The 3753-nt window shown below is 65.8% G+C and carries 2 protein-coding genes; both read right to left on the minus strand.

Going from position 1 to position 3753, the window contains the following annotated elements; all coding sequences use genetic code 11:
• A partial coding sequence (gene edd / locus ABI213_RS18490) for a phosphogluconate dehydratase (RefSeq protein ID WP_348028163.1) occupies positions 1–1810 on the minus strand: 1810 nt, incomplete at its 3' end.
• 188 nt (positions 1811–1998) lie between these two features.
• Positions 1999–3753, minus strand: a 1755-nt coding sequence (locus tag ABI213_RS18495; protein WP_348028165.1) for a sigma-54-dependent Fis family transcriptional regulator, incomplete at its 5' end; no start/stop codon positions are given.

Consider the following 3753-nt stretch of genomic DNA (forward strand, 5'->3'; position numbering starts at 1 on the left):
ATGAGAGAGCTCCTTGTTCAGCGGTGAGGGCATTGCGGCGCATGCCCGAAAAAAGTTCGCGGCCCATGCCGAAGCCGTTCGCAATGCGCAGCTCTTCGGGCATGGTGGCCAGGGGGCGGGCAGCCCATTCAGCATCCGGCACCAGGGCCTGCAGCGTACCGGCTACGGCATCCAGGCGCACGACGTCGCCGTCCAGCAACTTGGCCAGCGGGCCACCGGCCAGGGCTTCGGGGGATACGTGGATGGCGGCGGGCACCTTGCCGGACGCACCGCTCATGCGCCCATCGGTGACCAGCGCCACGCGGTAGCCCTTGCCTTGCAATACGGCCAGCGGGGGGGTGAGTTTGTGCAGCTCGGGCATGCCGTTGGCTTGCGGGCCTTGCCAGCGCACCACGCACACCACGTCGCGGTTGAGTTCGCCCGCGTTGAAGGCCAGGTGCAGGGCTTCTTGCGAATCAAACAGGCGGATTGGGGCTTCGATGATGTGGCGGTCGGCCGGTACAGCGGAAGCCTTGATCACACTGCGGCCCAGATTGCCTTTGAGCAGCTTGAGGCCGCCAGTGGGGCTAAACGGGTTGCTGGCGGGGCGCACGATGGTGTCGTCGCCGGATACCAGCTTGGTGTTCCAGGTTAGGGTGTCGCCCACCATGGCGGGCTCACCGGCAAATTCACGCAGGCCGCCGGGGCGCACGGTGAGCACGTCGGCGTGCATAAATCCCGCGTCCATCAGCTCACGGATGATGAAACCGGGGCCGCCTGCGGCCTGGAACTGGTTCACATCGGCACTGCCGTTGGGGTACACGTGCGACAGCGTGGGCACCACATCCGACAAAGCGCTGAAGTCGTCCCAGTCGATCACGATGCCTGCGGCAGAGGCCACAGCCACCCAGTGGATCAGGTGGTTGGTAGAGCCGCCGGTGGCCAGCAAGGCGACCATGGCGTTGACGATGCAGCGCTCGTCCACCACGTGGCCGATGGGCGCAAAGCGCTTGGCTTTCACGTCGGCCAGCACGGTGCGGGTGGCTTCGCGGGTGAGCTCGTCGCGCATCGCGCCGCCGGGGGCCACAAAAGCCGTGCCGGGCACGTGCAGGCCCATGGCTTCGAGCAGCATCTGGTTGCTGTTGGCGGTGCCGTAGAAGGTGCAGGTACCGGCCGCGTGATAAGCGGCGGATTCGGCCTGCAGCAGCTCGGTACGTCCCACCAAACCCTGGGCAGCTTGCTCACGCACCTTGGATTTGGCGTTGTTCGACAAGCCGGTGGGCATGGGGCCTGCGGGCACAAATACGGTAGGCAAATGGCCGAATTGCAGCGCGCCGATCAGCAGGCCAGGCACGATCTTGTCACACACGCCCAGCATCAGGGCGGCATCGAACATGTCGTGGCTCAGGGCCACGGCGGTGGCCATGGCGATCACGTCGCGGCTGAACAGGCTGAGTTCCATGCCGGGCGTGCCCTGGGTGACGCCGTCGCACATCGCGGGCACGCCACCGGCGACCTGGGCGGTGGCACCATGGCGGCGGGCCTCGGCCTTGACGATGTCGGGGTAGGTTTGCATCGGCGTGTGGGCCGACAGCATGTCGTTGTAGGCGGTGACGATGCCGATGTTCAGGGCTTTTTCGGCCACCACCTTGAGCTTGTCGTTCACCGGCATACCGGCAAACGCGTGGGCCACGTTGGCGCAACCCATGCGCTCTGCACCCGGTTTACGCTGGGCGGCTGCATCCAGGCGTTCTAGATAAGCGCTGCGGGTGGGGCCGCTACGCGCACGAATGCGGTCTGTGACCGCCGCTACCGTGGGGTGGATTGTCATGGTTTTTTGGTAACTAAATTACAGCCGCAATGGTACTCCGGAACCACAGGGGTCGGCAGCTTAGGAGTTACCAGTAGGGTACGAAAGACCGCCCGAAATGGGCGTAAAAATTACAGGCTAAAAACTATCAAATAAATAGCTGCCAGCGCAGGTGCAATATGCGCTAGAGGCTATTTTTATGCATAAAACTATTTACCCCCCAATGTGCGGTACAAAGTGTTGCGACTCACCCCCAATTGCCGCGCGGCCTGGGACACATTGCCGTCGCACTGCAACAAAACCCGTTCCATGGTGCGTGCCGACTGGGCGCGCAACGGGCCGTCTGGCACCGTTTCTGGCGGTACAGGGTTACGGCGCAGATCCTCCGCCAAGTCGTCTGGCAGGTGGTGCCAGTCGATCACGTTTTCACCCTCGTCCAGCAAGGCGCAGGCGGTGCACAGGGCGTTGGCCAGTTGGCGCACATTGCCCGGCCAATTGAAATGCAAAAAGGCGGTGACCAGGCTGGGAGCCAGTTGCAGGCTTTGGCCAGGGGCCAGCGTGGCCAGCAGCCGCTCGATCAACGCGCCCTGGTCGCTGCGTTCGCGCAGGGGCGGCAGGTGCAGCGTGAGGCCGTTGATGCGGTAGTACAGGTCTTCGCGGAAGCGCCCGGCCTGCATCTCGTCGCGCAGCTGGCGGTGGGTGGCACAGACCAAAAAGAAATCCAGCGCCACGGTCTTGCCGCCGCCCAGGGGTTGCACCTGGCGCTCTTGCAGCACGCGCAGCAGCCGCGCCTGGAAGGCCAGCGGCATGTCGCCCACCTCGTCCAGCAGCAAAGTGCCGCCATGGGCTTCGCGCAGGCGACCGGGGGAGCCTTCGCGCCGCGCCCCGGTAAAAGCGCCGGGGCTGTAGCCAAACAACTCGGCTTCGATCAGCGATTCGGGCAAAGCGGCGCAGTTCACCGCCACAAACGGACCATTCTTGCGGGGCCCGGTAGCATGCACGGCGCGGGCAAACACCTCTTTGCCCACGCCGGATTCGCCCTGCAGCAGCAAGGCGATGGGTTTGCCCACCACGCGGCGTGCCTTGTCCAGCGCGGCGCGGAAGGTGGTATCGCCCGTGTCCAGGGCCGCCAAAGCGTCGCAGACGGCAGGTTCTGTGGTCGGCGTAGGCGTGGAAGCGGCACGCGGCAAGGCGCGGCTGCGCCCAAAGTCCACCCGCAGCCAAACCAGGCCGCCACTGGGCCCGGACACCTGGCGCACCGTGGCCGGGCCAGGCTGCAGCACCAGTGCATGGGCCAGCGGCCACACGGCTTCGAGCTGGACGCGGCCAATGCTGTCGCGCCCCAGGCACAGCCACTGCAGCGCCCCGGTGTTGGCACCCAGCAGCCAGCCATCGGGTGATACCGCCAACTGGCATTCGGTGACGCTGCCAATCCCTTCGACCTGGCTGTGAAAGCGCAGCCGAATGTGGCCTGCGTGGCGGGTTTCAAACAGCTTGTGCTCGATCATGCGGGCCGCCGAACGGGCCAGGCCTAGAGTGTGCGGGTGGTAACCTCGGTGGTCGCCCGAGATGTCCAGCGCGCCCAGCAAGCGGCCTGCCGGGTCGTGGATGGGCGCGGCGGCGCAGGTGAGGAAGCCGTTGCGTTCCAGGTAATGTTCGCTGGCGTGCACCGCCACCGGAATCTGCTCGGCCATGGCGGTGCCGATGGCATTGGTGCCGCGGTATTGCTCGTGCCAAGTGGCACCGGGGCGCAGGGCCACGCGGCTGGCGCGGTCCAGAAAGGCCGCGTCGCCCAGGGTGTGCAACAGCAGGCCGCCGCTGTCGGCCAGGATCACCATGCAGTTGCTATCGCGGGTTTGTTCAAACACAAACTCCATCACTGGGCGAGCGTGGGCCACCAGTTCGCGCTGGTGCTCCAGGGCGCGGGCCAGTTGGGCGGTGGACGCGTGCGGTGCGCCGGGAGT

The sequence above is a fragment of the Rhodoferax sp. genome, from assembly GCF_039922535.1.
Lineage (GTDB): Bacteria > Pseudomonadota > Gammaproteobacteria > Burkholderiales > Burkholderiaceae_C > Rhodoferax_B.